This window comes from Streptomyces sp. NPDC052301 (assembly GCF_044593395.1).
Taxonomy (GTDB): Bacteria; Actinomycetota; Actinomycetes; order Streptomycetales; family Streptomycetaceae; genus Streptomyces.
In genome coordinates this window covers 675,241-690,613 of the sequence record NZ_JBIUBE010000002.1, presented here as the reverse complement: position 1 = coordinate 690,613, position 15,373 = coordinate 675,241, and the positions used below count along the sequence as shown (strand labels likewise).

Annotated in this window: 20 protein-coding genes and 1 riboswitch; of the genes, 9 read left to right on the top strand and 11 right to left on the bottom strand. The window is 72.3% G+C overall.

Annotated features, from left to right (window positions below):
* Window positions 1–2: 2 nt before the first annotated feature.
* A complete protein-coding gene (locus ACIHEJ_RS06845; protein ID WP_400132603.1) occupies window positions 3–833 on the bottom strand; it encodes an ABC transporter ATP-binding protein in 831 nt (276 codons plus the stop codon).
* 117 nt (window positions 834–950) lie between these two features.
* Between ACIHEJ_RS06845 and ACIHEJ_RS06840 the strand changes: the two genes are divergently transcribed.
* Window positions 951–1,208 (top strand): toxin-antitoxin system HicB family antitoxin, encoded by a 258-nt coding sequence (locus ACIHEJ_RS06840; protein WP_400132601.1) that lies wholly within the window; start codon window positions 951–953, stop codon window positions 1,206–1,208.
* A 4-nt stretch (window positions 1,209–1,212) separates the two neighbouring features.
* Window positions 1,213–1,587, top strand: a complete 375-nt coding sequence (locus ACIHEJ_RS06835) for a fic family toxin-antitoxin system, toxin component (protein WP_400132600.1) — start codon at window positions 1,213–1,215, stop codon at window positions 1,585–1,587.
* Between the two features lie 39 nt (window positions 1,588–1,626).
* Here ACIHEJ_RS06835 and ACIHEJ_RS06830 read toward each other — a convergent pair whose 3' ends face one another.
* The 4 genes from ACIHEJ_RS06830 to bioB all read right to left on the bottom strand — a co-directional run bounded on the left by ACIHEJ_RS06830 (window position 1,627) and on the right by bioB (window position 5,666).
* A complete protein-coding gene (locus ACIHEJ_RS06830; protein ID WP_400132598.1) occupies window positions 1,627–2,319 on the bottom strand; it encodes a class I SAM-dependent methyltransferase in 693 nt (230 codons plus the stop codon).
* 141 nt (window positions 2,320–2,460) lie between these two features.
* On the bottom strand, window positions 2,461–3,177 hold the full coding sequence (bioD, locus tag ACIHEJ_RS06825) for a dethiobiotin synthase (RefSeq protein ID WP_400132596.1): 717 nt from the start codon (window positions 3,175–3,177) through the stop codon (window positions 2,461–2,463).
* Window position 3,178: 1 nt separating this feature from the next.
* Window positions 3,179–4,468, bottom strand: coding sequence for an adenosylmethionine--8-amino-7-oxononanoate transaminase (locus tag ACIHEJ_RS06820; RefSeq protein ID WP_400132594.1), 1,290 nt, complete (start codon window positions 4,466–4,468; stop codon window positions 3,179–3,181).
* A complete protein-coding gene (bioB, locus tag ACIHEJ_RS06815; RefSeq protein ID WP_400132593.1) occupies window positions 4,461–5,666 on the bottom strand; it encodes a biotin synthase BioB in 1,206 nt (401 codons plus the stop codon). The genes ACIHEJ_RS06820 and bioB overlap by 8 nt, the downstream gene beginning before the upstream one ends.
* Before the next feature lie 147 nt (window positions 5,667–5,813).
* Here bioB and ACIHEJ_RS06810 point away from each other — a divergent pair, with 147 nt between their 5' ends.
* A complete protein-coding gene (locus ACIHEJ_RS06810) occupies window positions 5,814–6,941 on the top strand; it encodes an 8-amino-7-oxononanoate synthase (RefSeq protein ID WP_400132591.1) in 1,128 nt (375 codons plus the stop codon).
* 36 nt (window positions 6,942–6,977) lie between these two features.
* Here the strand turns inward: ACIHEJ_RS06810 and ACIHEJ_RS06805 are convergent, their stop codons facing one another.
* On the bottom strand, window positions 6,978–7,202 hold the full coding sequence (locus tag ACIHEJ_RS06805; RefSeq protein ID WP_400132589.1) for a DUF397 domain-containing protein: 225 nt from the start codon (window positions 7,200–7,202) through the stop codon (window positions 6,978–6,980).
* Window positions 7,203–7,211: 9 nt separating this feature from the next.
* The gene (locus tag ACIHEJ_RS06800) at window positions 7,212–8,072 is read right to left on the bottom strand and encodes a helix-turn-helix domain-containing protein (protein WP_400132587.1); all 861 of its coding nucleotides are present in this window, start codon (window positions 8,070–8,072) and stop codon (window positions 7,212–7,214) included.
* Window positions 8,073–8,283: 211 nt separating this feature from the next.
* Between ACIHEJ_RS06800 and ACIHEJ_RS06795 the strand changes: the two genes are divergently transcribed.
* Window positions 8,284–8,763 carry an ATP-binding protein gene (locus ACIHEJ_RS06795; protein WP_400132585.1) on the top strand — a complete coding sequence of 160 codons (480 nt, stop codon included), beginning with the start codon at window positions 8,284–8,286 and terminating at the stop codon, window positions 8,761–8,763.
* Between the two features lie 46 nt (window positions 8,764–8,809).
* On the opposite strand, the gene ACIHEJ_RS06790 is transcribed toward ACIHEJ_RS06795, so the two are convergent.
* Entirely contained in the window at window positions 8,810–9,727 is a 918-nt protein-coding gene (locus ACIHEJ_RS06790; RefSeq protein ID WP_400132583.1) for a LysR family transcriptional regulator, read from the bottom strand.
* A gap of 83 nt (window positions 9,728–9,810) precedes the next feature.
* On the opposite strand from ACIHEJ_RS06790, the gene ACIHEJ_RS06785 reads away from it, so the two are divergent.
* On the top strand, window positions 9,811–10,428 hold the full coding sequence (locus ACIHEJ_RS06785; RefSeq protein ID WP_400132581.1) for a LysE family translocator: 618 nt from the start codon (window positions 9,811–9,813) through the stop codon (window positions 10,426–10,428).
* Window positions 10,429–10,435: 7 nt separating this feature from the next.
* Here ACIHEJ_RS06785 and ACIHEJ_RS06780 read toward each other — a convergent pair whose 3' ends face one another.
* The 3 genes from ACIHEJ_RS06780 to ACIHEJ_RS06770 form a co-directional block, all read right to left on the bottom strand.
* On the bottom strand, window positions 10,436–10,909 hold the full coding sequence (locus tag ACIHEJ_RS06780) for a C40 family peptidase (RefSeq protein WP_366009395.1): 474 nt from the start codon (window positions 10,907–10,909) through the stop codon (window positions 10,436–10,438).
* A gap of 2 nt (window positions 10,910–10,911) precedes the next feature.
* Window positions 10,912–11,050: riboswitch (cyclic di-AMP (ydaO/yuaA leader) on the bottom strand.
* 435 nt (window positions 11,051–11,485) lie between these two features.
* The gene (locus ACIHEJ_RS06775) at window positions 11,486–11,794 is read right to left on the bottom strand and encodes a hypothetical protein (RefSeq protein ID WP_400132579.1); all 309 of its coding nucleotides are present in this window, start codon (window positions 11,792–11,794) and stop codon (window positions 11,486–11,488) included.
* Window positions 11,795–11,801: 7 nt separating this feature from the next.
* Complete coding sequence (locus tag ACIHEJ_RS06770; RefSeq protein ID WP_400132577.1) at window positions 11,802–12,437, bottom strand: ATP-dependent Clp protease proteolytic subunit; 636 nt, start codon at window positions 12,435–12,437, stop codon at window positions 11,802–11,804.
* A gap of 88 nt (window positions 12,438–12,525) precedes the next feature.
* On the opposite strand from ACIHEJ_RS06770, the gene ACIHEJ_RS06765 reads away from it, so the two are divergent.
* The 4 genes from ACIHEJ_RS06765 (at window position 12,526) to ACIHEJ_RS06750 (ending at window position 15,371) form a co-directional block, all read left to right on the top strand.
* Window positions 12,526–12,804: a type II toxin-antitoxin system Phd/YefM family antitoxin gene (locus ACIHEJ_RS06765; RefSeq protein WP_366009270.1), complete on the top strand. Its 279-nt coding sequence runs from the start codon at window positions 12,526–12,528 to the stop codon at window positions 12,802–12,804.
* Between the two features lie 228 nt (window positions 12,805–13,032).
* On the top strand, window positions 13,033–13,335 hold the full coding sequence (locus ACIHEJ_RS06760; protein ID WP_400132574.1) for an urease subunit gamma: 303 nt from the start codon (window positions 13,033–13,035) through the stop codon (window positions 13,333–13,335).
* A gap of 10 nt (window positions 13,336–13,345) precedes the next feature.
* Window positions 13,346–13,657 carry an urease subunit beta gene (locus ACIHEJ_RS06755; protein ID WP_400132572.1) on the top strand — a complete coding sequence of 104 codons (312 nt, stop codon included), beginning with the start codon at window positions 13,346–13,348 and terminating at the stop codon, window positions 13,655–13,657.
* Window positions 13,650–15,371 carry an urease subunit alpha gene (locus ACIHEJ_RS06750; RefSeq protein ID WP_400132570.1) on the top strand — a complete coding sequence of 574 codons (1,722 nt, stop codon included), beginning with the start codon at window positions 13,650–13,652 and terminating at the stop codon, window positions 15,369–15,371. Before ACIHEJ_RS06755 ends, ACIHEJ_RS06750 begins: the two co-directional genes overlap by 8 nt.
* Window positions 15,372–15,373: the final 2 nt, after the last annotated feature.

The window sequence follows — 15,373 nt, the reverse complement described above, 5'->3', positions numbered from 1 at the left end:
GGTCAGTCCTCCCGCGCGGTGGAGTCGTCGCCGGGCCGGCCGGGACCGGGGGACGGGGGCGCCGCGCCGGTGAAGAGGCGCATGCGTTCCAGTACCGCCTCCGCCGTCGGCTCTGCCATCTCGTCCACGATCCGCCCGTCGGCGAGGAAGACGACGAGGTCGGAGTGGGCAGCGGCGCCCGGGTCGTGCGTGACCATGACGACGGTCTGCCCGAGCTCGTCCACCGCCCCGCGCAGGAAGCCCAGCACCTCCAGCCCGGACCGCGAGTCCAGGTTGCCGGTCGGCTCGTCCGCGAAGATCAGCTCCGGCCGGGACGCCAGCGCCCGCGCGCACGCCACCCGTTGCTGCTGGCCGCCGGACAGCTGCGCCGGCCGGTGCGTCAGACGCCCGCGCAGCCCCAGCCGGTCGACGACCTGGTCCAGCCACCGCTGGTCGGGCCTGCGGCCCGCGATGTCCATGGGCAGGGTGATGTTCTCGGCGGCCGTCAGCGTCGGGATCAGGTTGAACGACTGGAACATGAACCCGACCCGGTCCCGCCGCAGCCGGGTCAGCTCCCGGTCCTTCAACCCGGTGATCTCGGTGTCGCCCAGCCACACCTGACCTGCCGACACGGTGTCGAGCCCCGCCAGACAGTGCATGAGCGTGGACTTCCCGGAGCCCGAGGGGCCCATCACGGCGGTGAAGCGGCCGGACGCGATGTCCACGTCCACCGAGTCGAGGGCGACGACGGCCGTCTCACCCGAGCCGTAGGCCTTGGTCAGTCCACGGGCACGGGCCGCGATTCCGCTGTCCGGCGCGCGGTTCGGGGCGTGCTGCGCAGCTGGTGTGGACAAGACCGCCTCCCGGTCGCTCGAACCGTTCGTCCCGGGCGAGCGTAGGGGACAGCCGGACCCGGCGCACCGCTTCCGTGCGCCCTTGCCTTGATAGCACCCCGGCGCTAGCGTCGAAGCATGGCGAAGACCCAGCTGAACGTGCGCGTGGACGAGGGCACCGCCCGCGCGGCCCGCGAACGCGCCCTGGCCCGCGGCATCAGCGTCAACCGCTACATCGAGGAGCTGGTCAGACAGGACACCGGGGAGGCCGGCCGTACGTTCGTCGAGGCCGCGGCCGACTTCATGAAGCAGTACGAGTCGGTGTTCGCCGAGGAGTTCACCGAGACCCGCGGCACCGGCAAGGGAGCCGGCACCGGCGCCGAGGACGGCCGCTGATCCCTTGAACGAGATCAGCATCGACCTCGCCTGGCTCCTCATGCTCGCCGAACAGAAGACGCCCGGGGACCCGCAGGTCATCGACTGGGGCGCGCTGGTCGCCGCCGTCGCCCGGCACCGCGCGGAGATATTCGGCGTGCCCGTCTACGACACCCCGCACGCCCGTGCCGCATCGCTGCTCCAGCTGCTCATCCACCTGCCGGCGCTCGAACGCGCCAACGCGCTGTTCGCGTCGGCCGTCGCGTACGCCTACCTCGTCGCCAGCGGCGTGAAGGTCGTCACCACGCCGGAACGGGTGCGGGACCTCGCCCGGATGGTCAAGGACGGCGAGGCGAGCGTCGACGACATCGCGCGCGAGCTGCGCCGCTGGAGCGACTGACCGACGCGCATCGGATCGGCGGGACCGGTGTGCGTCCGGTCAGCGCGCGTCCGGTTCCTCCGGCCGCCAGGCGGTGCCCAGCACACAGTACGAGGTCGGCAGCGCCGGACCGGTCTCCGGCAGCAGAAGCCGTCGGTGCGGGCCCAGCCCGAACCCGGCCTGGCGCAGCGCGGCCACCGGGTCCCGGGACAGATGGCAGCCGCCGAACAGGGCCGGCCACACGGTGCGGTCCAGCGCCTGCTGGGTCAGCGTCATCACCCGGCCGCCGCCCCGCCCGTGCTCGAAGAACCGCACCTCGCCACCCGGCCGCAGCACCCGCCGTACCTCGCTCAGCGCCCGCGCGAGGTCGCGGACGCTGCACAGCACCAGCGACAGCACGGCCGCGTCGAAGGCCTCGCTCTTGACCGGCAGCGCCTCCGCCGCGCCCGGCACCACGTCGACCGGCACCTGGGCGCGCACCGCGGACTCCAGCGCCAACTGCCTGAGCAGCGCCTCCGGTTCGATCGCCACGACCTCCGCCACGGCACCCGGATAGTGCGCGAAGTTCAGCCCGTTTCCCGCGCCGATCTCGATCACCCGCCCGGACAGCCCGGCGAGCAGCCGCTGCCGCACCCCGGCCATGCCCAGCCGGGTCTCGGCGCCGACGCTGAGCCGGGCGTAGCAGCGGGCGAACAGCGGATGGTGGACGGGACTCCGCGCCACCTTGCCGGAGCCGGTGGACAGCAACCGCATGGCAACCTCCCGGAACAGGGGGACGGGCCTAGGGAGAGTGTCCCCCGCGAAACGCCGAGGCACCCGTGCCGGGTGACGTGCGTGCGAGAGGCGCTCCGCCCGGGTGGCCGACGGCCCGTCGCTTTCGGTCCCAGCAGCCCGTCAGGGCGCCTCCCGCACCTGGAACGCCTCCGCGTCCCAGGTGCCGTCCAGCCGCGGGGCGAGCCAACCCGGGGCCGCGGTACGGAAGTCGGCCGGCGCCAGGCTCCCTGCCCCGGCGGGCAGTGCGCCGAGCAGCGGGGCGTCGGCGACCTCCGGCAGGTCGGCCACGTTGCAGCGGGCGGCCAGGTCGGGGGAGTCGGGCCAGCTGCCGATCACCACGCCCGCCGGCTCCAGCCCACGCCGCCGCAGTTCGAGCGCCGTCAGTTCGGTGGTGTTGAGCGTGCCCAGCCCGGCCTGCGCGACGACCAGCACCGGCGCGCCCAGCAGGACGGCCGCGTCCGCCAGCGTGCCGCCCGCCGCGTCGAACCGCACCAGCAGCCCGCCCGCGCCCTCGACCAGCACCAGATCGTGCTCGGTGGCCAGCTTGGCGGCCCGGTCGGCCACCTCCTGCGGGTGCACCGGAGCCATCCGGGCCCGCCGGGCCGCCGTACCCGGCGCCAACGGCTCGGGATAGCGGGCCAGTTCCTCGGCCGTCACCGGACCCGCGAGCCGAGCGACCTCGTCGGCGTCCCCGCGCTCGTCCGGCCGGACCCCGGTCTGCGCGGCCTTCAGCACGGCCACCGAACGCCCGGCCGCGAGCGCCGCGGCGGCGACGGCGGCGGTGGTGACGGTCTTGCCGACCTCCGTGCCCGTCCCCGTGATCACCAGTACCGGCATGTCATCCCTCCCGCGCCGCGGCGCACACCGCGCGCGTGATCCGGGCCACGTCCTCGTCGGAGGTGACGTAGGGCGGCATCGTGTAGAGCAGATCGCGGAACGGGCGCAGCCACACGCCTTCCCGCACGGCGGCGTCCGTGGCGGCCTTCATGTCGACGGCGTGGTCGAGCTGTACCACACCGATGGCTCCGAGGACCCGGACGTCCTGCACCCCGGGCAGCCCGGCGGCCGCCGACAGCCCCTCGCGCAGACCCGCCTCGATGCGCTTGACCTCGGCCTGCCAGTCCTGCCCGAGCAGCAGCCCGAGCGAGGCACAGGCCACGGCCGCCGCGAGCGGGTTGCCCATGAAGGTGGGGCCGTGCGCGAGCACCGGCACCTCGCCGCGCGAGATGCCGTCGGCCACCCGTGCGGTGCACAGCGTCGCCGCCAGCGTCAGATAACCACCGGTCAGCGCCTTGCCCACGCACATCACATCGGGGGTGACGGCCGCGTGGTCCGCCGCGAACAGCGCGCCCGTGCGGCCGAAGCCGGTGGCGATCTCGTCGAACACCAGCAGCACGTCGTGCGCGTCGCACGCCTCGCGCAGCACCCGCAGGTAGGCGGGGGAGTGGAAGCGCATCCCGCCCGCGCCCTGCACCACCGGCTCCACGATGACCGCGGCCAGCTCGTCCGCGTGCCGCGCGATCAGCTCACGCAGATGGTCCGCGTACGACTCCTCGTACTCCGTCGGCGGGGCGTCCGCGAAGACCTGGCGCGGCAGCACGCCCGACCACAGCTCGTGCATCCCGCCCTCGGGATCGCACACCGACATCGGGTTCCACGTGTCGCCGTGGTAGCCGCCCCGCCAGGTCAGCAGCCGCCGCTTGCCGCTCCGGCCGAGCGAGCGCCAGTACTGCAGGCACATCTTCACCGCGACCTCGACCGACACCGAGCCGGAGTCCGCCAGGAAGACGTGCTCCAGGCCATCGGGCGAGATGTCGACAAGGAGCTTCGCGAGCCGTACGGCGGGCTCGTGCGTGAGCCCGCCGAACATGACATGGCTCATCCGGCCCACCTGCTCGCGCACCGCCTCGTCGAGGACCGGGTGGCGGTAGCCGTGGATGGCCGACCACCACGACGACATCCCGTCGACCAGCTCGCCGGAGCCGTCCGCGAGCCGCAGCCGGACCCCGCTCGCCGACTCCACGACGAGCGGGTCCACGCGTCCGGGCATCGGGCCGTACGGATGCCACACGTGCCGCCGGTCCAGGTCCAGCAGCTCGGGCACGCTCAGGAAGGACCGGTCAGGCATTGGGCGCGAGGTCCGTTCCGGCGCCCCGGCGGCGGACCGCGACGAGATCGGTGCGCGGTTCCTGCGTCGCCGCGACGGTCGCCGTGCCGCAGACACCGGCGCCCTCGTGCGAGCCGCAGCCCGCCTCGGCGTGCGACCCGCAGCCCGCGTCCTCGTGCGAGCCGCAGACCGATCCGCAGCCGCCCGCGGCCGCGACCCGGTGCTCCGGCAGCGTCACCTCGCCGGCGCCCTCCACCTCGAAACCGGCGTCCGCGATCATCTCCAGGTCGGCCTTGCCGGCCTGGCCCTCGCTGGTCAGGTAGTCGCCGAGGAAGATGGAGTTGGCCAGGTGCAGCGCGAGCGGCTGCATCGTGCGCAGATGGACCTCACGGCCGCCTGCGATGCGCACCTCCACGTCCGGGCAGACGAACCGGGTCATCGCGAGGATCCGCAGACAGCGCTGCGGGGTGAGGTTCCACTCCTTGGCCAGCGGGGTGCCCTCGAACGGGATCAGGAAGTTCACCGGAACGGAGTCCGGGTCCAGCTCGCGCAGCGAGAAGACCACGTCCACCAGGTCCTCGTCGCTCTCGCCCATGCCCGCGATCAGCCCGGAGCAGGCCGACAGACCGGCCGCGTGCGCCTTGTGCACCGTGTCCACCCGGTCGGCGTACGTGTGGGTGGTGGTGATGTCCGCGTACGTCCCCTCGGACGTGTTCAGGTTGTGGTTGTAGGCGTCCGCGCCCGCCTCGCGCAGCCGCTCGGCCTGGCCGTCGGAGAGCAGGCCCAGGCAGGCGCACACCTCGACGCCCTCGTTCTGCTCCTTGATGGTCTTGATGGTGTCCGAGACCCGGTCCACGTCCCGGTCCGTCGGGCCGCGCCCGCTGGCCACCAGGCAGACCCGCTTGGCGCCGCCCGCCAGGCCGGCGGCGGCCGCCCGGGAGGCCTCGTCCGGCTTGAGCCAGGTGTACTTCAGGATGTCGGCCTTGGAGCCGAGCCGCTGGGAGCAGTAGGAGCAGTCCTCCGGGCACAGGCCCGACTTGAGGTTCACCAGGTAGTTGAGTTTCACCCGTCGCCCGAACCAGTGACGGCGCACCTTCCCGGCCGCGGCCACCATATCGAGCAGGTCGTCGTCGGAGGTGGCCAGTACGGCGAGCGCTTCCTCGCGGGTCGGCAGCTCGCGCCGAAGCCCCTTGTCCACCAGCGTGTTCAGCAGGTCCATGAAGCCTGATCCTGTCCTACGGGACCGCCCCGGGCCAAGGAGAGTTTGCACAACGGAGACGGTTCACCGTGTGGGTATTGCCACACCTCGGGTGGCCGGTCGTCCCGCTAGTGTCTGTCCGCTACCTACAAAAGCCCCGGAGGACACATGGCGTTCGGCTGGATCGACGAGCAGGCCGAGGCGCGCCGCCGCGCCGGACTCGTGCGGACCCTGCGCCCACGCCCCGCCGACTCCGCCCTGCTGGACCTGGCGAGCAACGACTACCTCGGGCTGGCCCATCACCCCGAGGTCACCGAGGGCGCGGCCCGGGCCGCCCGGACCTGGGGCGGCGGTTCCACCGGCTCCCGGCTGGTCACCGGCACCACCGAGCTGCACACCGAGCTGGAGCGCGAGCTGGCCGCCTTCTGCGGCTTCGAGGCGGCCCTGGTCTTCTCCTCCGGGTACGCCGCCAACCTGGCCGCGGTCACCGCGCTCGCCCCCCACGGCTCGCTGATCGTCTCCGACGCGGGCAACCACGCCTCGCTGATCGACGGCTGCCGGCTCGCCCGGGCCGAGCGGCAGGTCGTCGGGCACACCGACCCGGAGGCCGTGCGCAAGGCCCTCGCCACGCACGACGGGGAGGCGATCGTCGTCTCCGACACGGTGTTCTCGGTGGACGGGGACCGGGCGCCGCTCGCCGCGCTGGCCGAGGTGTGCCGGGAGCACGGCGCGGGCCTGGTCGTGGACGACGCCCACGGTCTCGGCGTGCTCGGCGACGGCGGCCGGGGCGCGCCGCAGGCGGCCGGGCTCGCGGGCGCGGCGGACGTGGTCGTCACGGCCACCCTGTCCAAGTCGCTGGGCAGCCAGGGTGGGGTGGTGCTCGGGCCGGCGCGGGTCGTCGACCACCTGGTCAACGCGGCCCGGACGTTCATCTTCGACACGGGCCTGGCCCCGGCGGCGGCCGGTGCCGCGCTGGCGGCGCTGCGGCTGCTGGCGAGGGAGCCGCAGCGGGCGGCACGGGCCCGCGAGGTGGCCGCGGACCTGCACGCACGGCTGACCGCCGCGGGTCTGGAGGCGGTACGTCCGGACGCCGCGGTGGTCTCCGTGCGGGCTCCGTCCCCGGAGCAGGCGGTGCGCTGGGCGGCGGACTGCCGTACGGCAGGCCTGGCCGTGGGCTGCTTCCGTCCTCCTTCCGTGCCCGATGGCATCTCACGGCTGCGACTGACCGCCCGGGCGGACCTGACCGGGGCCGAGATCGAACGCGCTGTACGGGTGATCGGCGAAACACGACCATGAGTCGGCGTGACACGGCCGGATTTCGCGCGTGAACGGCTACTGGACGGTGGTCACGAACTCAGCCCAGCTCCGGGCGGAGAAGAGCAGTGCGGGTCCGGCCGGGTTCTTCGAGTCGCGCACGGCGAGCAGTCCGGCCCACGGGCCGGAGCGCGGCCGGGCCGTCTCCACGCAGTTGTTGGCTCCCGTGCTGTAACTGCTGCGCAGCCAGCGCACGTCGTGCAGGTCGGTACTGGCAAGGACGTTCCGAGGCAGTGCTGACATGGTGCCTCCTTACGCGCCGTCACCTATTCCGGCGATGTAGTCCAACGAGTCCTCGGGGGAAAGGGCGTGGAACTGAAGGATGTCGAAGGCCTCCGAGTAGGCCATGAGGTCTTCTTTCCGTTCCAGATAGAGGCTACTCGTCAACTGGTCGAGAACAACAACATCCAGATCAGAAGTGCTCGGAAATGAGAAGATAACGAAAGGCCCGGTGAGGCCGACATGCGCTCCCGCCGCGAACGGCAGCACCTGCAGCCGCACCTGGGGCAGCAGGGCCGCCTCCCGTAGCCGCGCCAGCTGACGGGCCATCACCTCCGGGCCGCCGACCTCCCGCCGCAGCACCGCCTCGTCCAGCACGGCGCTCAGCCGCAACGGCGGGCTGACGCGCAGCACGTCCTGCCGGGCCAGACGCACCTCCACCAGCGCGTCCAGGCGCTCCTCGTCCAGGTCCTTCACGGCCGCCCGGGTCACGGCGCGGGCGTACTCGGCCGTCTGCAGCAGGCCGGGAACCACCGTGGTCTCCAGGGTGCGCATCGCGCTCGCCTGCGACTCCAGGCTGATGAAGTCCCGGTACGTCGGCGGCAGCACCCCGCGGTAGGCGTGCCACCAGCCGCGCCGGCCGTCCCCGTCCTCGGAGCCCGCCAGCATCAGCAGCAACTCGCGCAGATGTCCGTCCCGCACCTGGTACGCGTCCAGCAGTAACCTCAGGTCGGCCGGTTTCACCCCGCTGGCGCCGGTCTCGATGCGGCTCACCTTCGACTGGTGCCAGCCGACCAGCCGGGCCGCCTCACCGCTCGTGAAGCCCGCTCCGGTGCGCAGCGTGCGCAGTTCGGCGCCCAGTTTCCGACGGCGCACCGCCGGCCCGTTCTGCATGGGCTCCTCCTTACTCCTCCCGGGCCGCCCAAACAGGGTCTCGCGTCGCAGAGTTCACCGCTTCGAGCGACAGATATATGCACATCTTGGTGGATCGCTCCCCGTGACCGCCCGGTGATGGCAGTCTGGCGACGAAGCACCAGTCCGGGACCGTACTCGAACCATCCGCTCCATGTCGGACTGCGGTCCCGCGGGAAAGGGACGACCTCGCATGGCAGACCATTTGGAAGCATCCGTCACTCTGCCGAGCGATCCCGCCTCGGTCTCCGCCGCCCGCTCCTACGTCGTCGGCACCCTCGCGGAGTGGGGCCTGCCGTCCGACACCGACGTGGCCGACACTGTACGGCTCATCGTCTCCGAACTCGCCACGAACGCCGTACAGCACACCTTCGGTCAGTCCCCCACCTTCACGGTCGACCTCGCGCTGGAGCGCGACGAACAGCTGCGCATCGGCGTGACGGACAGCCACCCCCGCTTTCCCAAGCGGCTGCCCGCCGCGGTCCAGCAGGACAACGGCCGCGGGATGGTCATCATCCGCTGGCTGACCGCGGAGTGCGGTGGCAGACTCCGCGTCCGTCCTACCCGCGAGGGCGGCAAGACGGTCTCCATCGAACTGCCCTGGACGCCGGCCCAGGACCCGGAAGCCGGGCGCCCGGCCACGAAGGCGCCGCAGCCGACCGACACCCTCTGAAATTCGTCCGACATCTCGCGTCCGCCCGCGTCACCAGCCTGTCCGGTCAGCACCCCTGGCGCCCCGCCCGCCCGAAGGCCCCCCGCAGCAGAGCCCGGAACGCATCCGCCGCCGGGGCCGCCTCGTCCGCGCGGTGGGCCACCGAGATCGTCCGGCGCAGGTCCGCGTCCAACGGCCGCACAGCGACCGGGGTGGCCGCCGTCCGCGCCACCATCTCCGGTACGACCGCCACCCCGAGGCCCGCGCTGACGAGCGCGCACACCACCGCGTACCCGGGAGTCGGCACCAGCAGCGCCGGTGTGGCGCCCGACGCGGCGAGCAGCGCCTCGATCTCCCGCCGGGCCGGATGCCGCGGCGCCATGCTGATCAGCGGCTGCCCGGCCAGCTCCGCCGGCGGCAGCCGGGACGACGACGTGCTCAGCGCGTGCCCGGGAGCGGTCACCAGCACCAGCTCCTCCACCAGCACCGGCTCCAGACGCACGGAGGACGGCACCGGGACGGGCTCGGCCGGGTGGTAGGTGTGCGTCAGCGCCAGGTCCACCTCGCCTGCCGCCACCGCGGTGACCCCGGACGGCGGGTCGTAGTCCGCCACCGACAGCGTCACGTCCGGATGTGCCCGGCGGAACGCGCTCAGCGCCGGCGGCAGCAGATGCACCCCCGCCGTCGGAAAGGTCCCGAGCCGCAGCGCGCCGCCGCTGAGTCCGGTGAGCCGGGACAGCTCGTGCCGGGCCTGCGCCAGTTCGTCGAGCACCCGGCGGGCCCGCGCCACCAGCACCTCGCCCGCCTCGGTCAGCCGGGCCCCGCGGTGGTGGCGGACGAGCAGCGCGGTGCCCGCCTCCCGCTCCAGCTTCGCCAACTGCTGGGAGAGCGCGGGCGGGGTGTAGCCGAGCCGGTCGGCGGCCCGGGTGATGGAGCCGGCCTCCGCGACGGCCACCAGTGCGGCCAGCCGGGTGGGGTCGTACATGGCATCAGCCTAAAGCAATGCTTAAGGCTCACGTAGATGATTCGAAATACCTGGTGAAGGCTCCCTCGCGGCAGGCTGGTCGCATGGACGGACAGCTCATCGCCTTCACCGGGATCGCCGCAGGACTCGTCGCCATGCCGGGCGCCGACTTCACCGTCGTGGTCCGCAACGCGCTGGTCTCCCGGCGGGCCGGCGCGGTCTGCGGGCTCGGGATCGCGGGCGGCCTCCTGGTGCACACCACCCTGGCGGTGGCCGGGGTCGCGGCCGTGCTGGTGGCCGTGCCCGCGCTGTTCCGGGCGCTGCAGCTGCTGGGCGGCGCCTATGTGCTGCAGCTCGGGGTGCGCACCCTGTGGGCGCTGCGGCGGCCCGCCCGGACGCCCGAGGAGAGCGCGGCCGCGACCGCGCACCCGCTGCGGCAGGGCTTCGTCACCAACGTACTCAACCCCAAGGCCTCGCTGACCTTCCTCAGCCTGCTGCCGCAGTTCGTGCCCGCGGGGAGCCATGCGCTGCCCCGGACGCTGCTGCTCGCGCTGATCGTGTGCGCGCTGGCCCTGGCGTGGTTCCAGGCGGTCGCCCTGCTGGTGGACCGGCTCGGCGGATGGCTGCGCCGGCCCCGGGCCGCCCGTGGGCTCCAGGCGGGCACCGGGGTGGCGCTGACGGCGCTGGGCGCGGCCCTGCTGCTGGAGCCGCTCCTGGCCTGACGCCGGGTCAGCTGACCCGGCCGTACCAGACGCTCTTGGTCCAGATCTTCTCGAGCCTGACCACGGAACCGGTCCTCGGGGCGTGCCAGATCTTGTTGTGGCCGGCGTAGATGCCGACGTGGTAGACGCTGGAACCCGAGTGGAAGAAGACCAGGTCACCGGCCTTGCGGTGGCCGGAGGAGATGTGGTGCGTCTTGTTGTACTGCTGGGCTGCGGTACGCGGCAGGGTCTTGCCCGCCTTCTTGAACGAGTAGAGCGTCAGTCCCGAGCAGTCGAACCGGCGCGGTCCGGTGGCTCCGTACTGGTACGGCGACCCCTTCTTGGAGGCCGCGACCTGGAGTGCTTTCGTCGCGAGCGTCGCGGCCGAGGCGTCGGTGGCGAGGCCCGGGACCGCGATGGAGCCGCCCACGGCGGCCAGGGTGAGGGCCGAGGCCGTACCGGCCCGGGCCATGAGCGACGGGACACGATTGAGCGCAGTCATGCGCAACCCTTCGTCAGCCGCCTGTGAAGGATGACCTGTCGGATTCGGGCTGGCGAAGTTGCCCGGCCGCGTTGCCGCGGCTTCACCCCAAGGATCGCTCGGAACCTCCGCCCGTCTGCCACGAGCAGACGAACATCCGTGCCGGCGACCCGTCTTGCCTGGGTCCTCCACTCCTGCCGATCCACTCCTGTCGACCGGTTATCCGAGCGGCGGCAGGACTCGGCGTCCGCCCGGATCGCCCCGCCGTTGTGGCGGGGGCTTGTCGTCAGACAGGGATCTTCACCTACAGCTGTCCGAAAATCCCAACGGAACCGGGGATTTGTGGCGTTACTCACCACTCACCCGTTCGGGTGGACAGGGCTGTGTTCGAGTCGCCGTCAGATGCCGGTCGTAGCCCCGGACCTGGGGCGGAACCACGATTCGCGGATCTCGGAACGGCGCGGAGCGCAACTCGGGAGGCCCGGAAAACGATCTGGAAGTACACCGGTCGGCGGTACGCCGTTCGGGCCGTTTCGTGTCCGGCCCGAACGGTTCGTGTCGACGCGGCGGACCCCCCGGGCCGGAGCGGCGTCCGGATCAGCCGACGCAGTCCGGCGGGAGCGCGACGCGCGCGGTCCGGCGTTCCCCGTCCAGCACCCGCAACGCCCGTGCCAGCGTGTCGCCGTGCAGCTCCGTCTCGCCCCGACGGTGCATCAGCGCGAGCGCGTCACGCAGCTCTGCCGCCTTGCGCACCAGGGCCTGGGCCGCGCGCAGGCCGGCATAGGTGTCCCCGTGCCGGGCCGGATTGATGCGGCCCAGCAGGTCGGCGGCCTCCAGGTAACGGTCGATCAGTTCCCCCTCGGCACGGGTCAGAGCGGGCAGCGGGGGCAGCTCGGGTGGCAGCATCGGCGGCTCACCTCGCGTCCCGCGCGCCGGGCACGCTCCGGCGGCTGGGCACGACGCCGTCCACCAGGCCGTAGGACAGCGCGCCGGACGCGTCCAGGACCAGGTCACGCTCCAGATCGCCGTGCACCTGGTCCGCCGTGCGCCCGGTGTGCCGCACCAGCATCTCCTCGGTCAGGGTGCGGGTGCGGACCAACTCCGCGGCCTGGATGACCAGGTCGCTGGGCTGGCCCTCCACCGGCTCCGGCAGCTGGGGCTGTTCGATCACCATGCGTGCGCCGGGCAGGGCGAACCGCTTGCCCGGTGTGCCGGCCGCGAGCAGCACCGCGGCCTGGGAGACGGCCTGGCCCAGGCAGTAGGTCTGCACGTCGCAGGTGACGTAGCGCATCGTGTCGTAGACGGCGGTGAGCGCGCTGAACGAGCCGCCCGGGCAGTTGATGTACAGCGTGATGTCCCGGTCCGGGGCCGCGTGTTCGAGATACATGAACTGGGCCGCGACGTCGTTCGCCGCCGCTTCGTCGAGCGGGGTGCCGAGGAAGACGATCCGGTCCTCGAAGAGCTTGCCGTACGGATCGAGCGTGCGGGTGACGCCACCGGTGCGCTCGGTGAACTCGGGCAGGACGTGGCGGGCGAACGATCGGGTCATGGACACACCCCTCCTCGGTGCACGGGCCTCCGACGGGCCCGTGTTCTGTACAGAATGTACAGGACGTACGTGACGTTAGAATGGGGTCATGGCCTACGAGATTCCGGTGACGCAAGCCAGGGCTGAGCTCGCCGACCTGATCAACCGCGTGGTGTACGGCGGTGAGCGCGTCGTCGTGACCCGGCACGGCAAGCCGCTGGTCGCGCTCGTCTCGGCCGCCGACCTGGAGCGCCTCGACGCGCTCGACGAGCCGGCCGAGGAGCAGGTCATCAGCTCCGTTTCAGGCGTCCACGAGGTCGGTTCCGCCGTGCGGGAACAGCAGCGCTTCGGCATCGCGGCCGAGCACCGGAGGCCGGGCATGCGGTGAGCCGCCACCCGTAAGAGTGAGACCATCGCGCGGTCATGTGCTGATCAAGGTCTGGTTAACGTCGTTGAAACTCCGGCGAACTAGCCTGCCAATCCACGCCACCAGGGCTTTTTCTGCCCGGATTGACGGCGATCCCGGGGATATGTCTGTGTGTTACACCTGTCCCCGTCGCGGTGGCTGCGGCAGCCGGACCCCGCACGGTCCGGAGCGAGGACTGTGAGGTGGGACGTGCAACTGACCCCGCACGAACAAGAGAGGCTGCTCCTTCACGTGGCGGCCGACGTCGCCGAGAAGCGCAGGGCCCGCGGCCTCAAGCTCAACCACCCCGAAGCGGTCGCCCTCATCACGTCGCACGTCCTGGAAGGCGCGCGTGACGGACGTACGGTCGCCGAACTGATGTCCTCCGGCCGCAAGTTGCTCAGCCGGGACGACGTCATGGACGGCGTCGCGGAGATGATCCACGACGTCCAGGTGGAAGCCACCTTCCCGGACGGCACCAAGCTCGTCACCGTGCACGAGCCGATCATCTGAGGGGGCCGCGATGATTCCCGGAGAGATCCTGTTCGCGGACGGCCCCGTCCCCTTCAACGCCGACCGCGCGGTCACCCGGCTGACCGTGCTCAACGCCGCCGACCGGCCCGTCCAGGTCGGCTCCCACTACCACTTCGCCGAGGCCAACCCCGGCCTGGAGTTCGACCGCGGGGCCGCCCGCGGCAAGCGGCTGAACGTCGCCGCGGGCACCGCCGTGCGCTTCGAGCCCGGCATCCCCGTCGAGGTCGAACTCGTGCCCCTCGCCGGCGCCCGGATCGTGCCGGGGCTGCGCGGGGAGACCGGAGGCGCCCTCGATGCCTGAGATCTCCCGCGGCGCCTACGCCGACCTGTTCGGGCCCACCACCGGTGACCGCATCCGCCTCGCCGACACCGACCTGCTGATCGAGATCGAGGAGGACCGCTCCGGCGGCCCCGGCGCGTCCGGCGACGAGGCGGTCTTCGGCGGCGGCAAGGTCATCCGCGAGTCCATGGGGCAGTCCCGCGCCACCCGGGCCGAGGGCACTCCCGACACCGTGATCACCGGCGTCGTGGTCGTCGACCACTGGGGCGTCGTCAAGGCCGACGTCGGCATCCGGGACGGCCGGATCACCGCGCTCGGCAAGGCCGGCAACCCCGACACCATGGACGGCGTCCACCCCGGCCTGGTCATCGGCCCCGAGACCGAGATCATCGCGGGCAACGGGCGGATCCTCACGGCCGGCGCCATCGACGCGCACGTCCACTTCATCTGCCCGCAGATCGCCGACGAGGCGCTGGCCTCCGGCATCACCACGCTGGTCGGCGGCGGTACCGGCCCCGCCGAGGGCTCCAAGGCCACCACCGTGACACCCGGTCCCTGGCACCTCGCGCGGATGTTCGAGGCGATGGAGGCCTACCCCGTCAACGTCGGCTTCCTCGGCAAGGGCAACACCGTCTCGCACGAGGCGATGCTCTCGCAGATCCGCGGCGGCGCCGTCGGCCTGAAGCTGCACGAGGACTGGGGTTCCACCCCGGCCGTCATCGACGCCGCGCTGAGCGTGGCGGACCGGACGGGCATTCAGGTCGCCATCCACACCGACACGCTGAACGAGGCCGGCTTCGTCGGCGACACCCTCGCCGCGATCGCGGGCCGGGGCATCCACTCGTACCACACCGAGGGTGCCGGCGGCGGGCACGCGCCGGACATCATGAGCGTGGTCTCGCAGCCGAACGTGCTGCCCAGCTCCACCAACCCGACCCGGCCCTTCACCGTCAACACGACCGAGGAACACCTCGACATGCTGATGGTGTGCCACCACCTCAACCCGGCGGTACCCGAGGACCTCGCCTTCGCCGAGTCCCGGATCCGGCCGTCCACCATCGGCGCGGAGGACATCCTCCACGACCTCGGCGCGATCTCGATCATCTCCTCCGACTCCCAGGCCATGGGGCGCGTCGGCGAGGTGATCCTGCGCACCTGGCAGACCGCGCACGTCATGAAGCGCCGGCGGGGCGCGCTGCCGGGCGACGGCCGCGCGGACAACCACCGGGTCCGGCGCTATGTCGCCAAGTACACGATCAACCCGGCACTCGCCCAGGGCCTCGCCGCCGAGATCGGCTCGGTCGAGACCGGCAAGCTCGCCGACCTGGTGCTGTGGGAGCCCGCGTTCTTCGGGGTCAAGCCGCTGCTCGTGCTCAAGGGCGGCCAGATCGCCTACGCACAGATGGGCGACGCCAACGCCTCCATCCCCACCCCGCAGCCGATCCTGCCCCGCCCGATGTACGGCGCGATCGGCCGCGCCCCGGCCGCCAACTCGGTCAATTTCGTGGCCGGGTCGGCGATCGAGGACGGGCTGCCGGAGCGGCTGGGGATCGGCAAGCGGTTCGTGGCGATCGAGTCGACCCGCGGTGTCACCAAGGCCGACCTGCGCGAGAACGACGCCCTGCCGGACGTACGGATCGACCCGGACAGCTTCGCCGTGCACATCGACGGCGAGCTGGTCGAGGCGACACCGGCCGCCGAACTGCCCATGGCCCAGCGCTACTTCCTCTTCTGATG

Coding starts and splice junctions, on each gene's coding strand:
- ACIHEJ_RS06840 (WP_400132601.1), top strand. CDS start 951: ATGGCGAAGACCCAGCTGAACGTGCGCGTGGACGAGGGCACCGCCCGC.
- ACIHEJ_RS06830 (WP_400132598.1), bottom strand. CDS start 2,319: ATGCGGTTGCTGTCCACCGGCTCCGGCAAGGTGGCGCGGAGTCCCGTC.
- bioD (WP_400132596.1), bottom strand. CDS start 3,177: ATGCCGGTACTGGTGATCACGGGGACGGGCACGGAGGTCGGCAAGACC.
- ACIHEJ_RS06820 (WP_400132594.1), bottom strand. CDS start 4,468: ATGCCTGACCGGTCCTTCCTGAGCGTGCCCGAGCTGCTGGACCTGGAC.
- bioB (WP_400132593.1), bottom strand. CDS start 5,666: ATGGACCTGCTGAACACGCTGGTGGACAAGGGGCTTCGGCGCGAGCTG.
- ACIHEJ_RS06810 (WP_400132591.1), top strand. CDS start 5,814: ATGGCGTTCGGCTGGATCGACGAGCAGGCCGAGGCGCGCCGCCGCGCC.
- ACIHEJ_RS06805 (WP_400132589.1), bottom strand. CDS start 7,202: ATGTCAGCACTGCCTCGGAACGTCCTTGCCAGTACCGACCTGCACGAC.
- ACIHEJ_RS06800 (WP_400132587.1), bottom strand. CDS start 8,072: ATGCAGAACGGGCCGGCGGTGCGCCGTCGGAAACTGGGCGCCGAACTG.
- ACIHEJ_RS06795 (WP_400132585.1), top strand. CDS start 8,284: ATGGCAGACCATTTGGAAGCATCCGTCACTCTGCCGAGCGATCCCGCC.
- ACIHEJ_RS06790 (WP_400132583.1), bottom strand. CDS start 9,727: ATGTACGACCCCACCCGGCTGGCCGCACTGGTGGCCGTCGCGGAGGCC.
- ACIHEJ_RS06785 (WP_400132581.1), top strand. CDS start 9,811: ATGGACGGACAGCTCATCGCCTTCACCGGGATCGCCGCAGGACTCGTC.
- ACIHEJ_RS06780 (WP_366009395.1), bottom strand. CDS start 10,909: ATGACTGCGCTCAATCGTGTCCCGTCGCTCATGGCCCGGGCCGGTACG.
- ACIHEJ_RS06775 (WP_400132579.1), bottom strand. CDS start 11,794: ATGCTGCCACCCGAGCTGCCCCCGCTGCCCGCTCTGACCCGTGCCGAG.
- ACIHEJ_RS06770 (WP_400132577.1), bottom strand. CDS start 12,437: ATGACCCGATCGTTCGCCCGCCACGTCCTGCCCGAGTTCACCGAGCGC.
- ACIHEJ_RS06765 (WP_366009270.1), top strand. CDS start 12,526: ATGGCCTACGAGATTCCGGTGACGCAAGCCAGGGCTGAGCTCGCCGAC.
- ACIHEJ_RS06755 (WP_400132572.1), top strand. CDS start 13,346: ATGATTCCCGGAGAGATCCTGTTCGCGGACGGCCCCGTCCCCTTCAAC.
- ACIHEJ_RS06750 (WP_400132570.1), top strand. CDS start 13,650: ATGCCTGAGATCTCCCGCGGCGCCTACGCCGACCTGTTCGGGCCCACC.